At 72.5% G+C, this 1,145-nt stretch carries 1 protein-coding gene; it reads left to right on the top strand.

What is annotated here, in order from left to right; all coding sequences use genetic code 11:
* Positions 1-333: 333 nt before the first annotated feature.
* On the top strand, positions 334-1,145 hold an 812-nt coding region (locus AOK15_RS41345), incomplete at its 3' end, for an Imm49 family immunity protein (RefSeq protein WP_205632333.1).

The following is a 1,145-nucleotide window of genomic DNA, read 5'->3' as shown; positions in this document are numbered from 1 at the left end:
ATCCAGAGCCCCCACCGCCCCCAGCGGACGCGACGGGAACCCGTCCAGCACCAGGGCCGCCCCGCGGGACGTCACCTCGGCGACGACCCCGCCGAGCACCTCACCGACCCGCACCCCGGCCAGGAACGCCCGTACGGCCCCCTGCTCGCCCTCCTCCACCCGCACCCCTTCCACCGTCCGAAACCCCCTGATCCCCGCGGCCCCGCCCAGGTGGCCGAAACCGCTCCCTCAGCCCTCCCTCCGGGCCGCGCCCCACCCGCCGAGCCTCCCTCAAGCGCCGAGGTACGGCCTAGGCTGGCGAACAAGATCACTTCCATGGGGAGCGGGACAGCAGTGCGCAGAGAACGCCACCAGGTCGACGCGGCGGCGATATCCGCGGTTCGCGAGGACTTCCACAACCGGATCGTCGGAGAGGTCTGGTCGATGTCGAGGGCCGGCGCCATGACGGCCCACGAGTGGTGGTGGATCTCGGACCGGCTCGTGGAGTACCTGGCCGCCCTCTCCCTGCAGAACCCCGACCTCGACGTCCCGGAGGCCAAGGCGGTCCTCGACGACGCCACCGAGGCGGCGGCCGGCGCGGTCGCATACACCGTGTACCACCCGCACAACCGCTTCCAGGTGTTCCTCAACTACGTGAACTTCGGCCGGGACTACGAGCCCGAACCGAGCCACCCCGAGACACCGGCCCCGACCACCCCGCACCGCTGGCTCGACTCCTTCTGCCTGGCCGTCCTCTCCGACAAGGCCGAATGGCACGGCGAGGCCTTCCACTTCGCCCGCGAGGCCGCCAGGGAAGGCGGCGCGGGCCTCCCCTCGGTCGAACTGATCAGCGGCTTCATGGCGTACGTCATAGGCGACACCGGGGACGACTCCGCCGCCCACCCGCCCACCCGGGCGGACGTCCTCGCCGCGCTCGACGCCGCGTACGCCCGGATCCACTCCCTGGAGCACATGACGGGCGGCGCCCAGGGTCTCCTGCGGCACCCCCACACCACGGCCCTGCACGCCCTGCACGCCCTGGCGAGCGGCGACCGGTCCGCCTTCGGCACCCATCTGACCGCCCTGCTCCGCCCGTACAGCGCCCTCTCCGGCCCGGTCACCAGCCCCGCCACCCTGCTGCCCCTCCCTGTCGCTTATCCACATCT

The organism is Streptomyces ossamyceticus (assembly GCF_001418475.1).
Classification (GTDB): Bacteria; Actinomycetota; Actinomycetes; order Streptomycetales; family Streptomycetaceae; genus Streptomyces; species Streptomyces ossamyceticus.
This window is presented reverse-complemented; position numbering and strand designations above follow the sequence as displayed.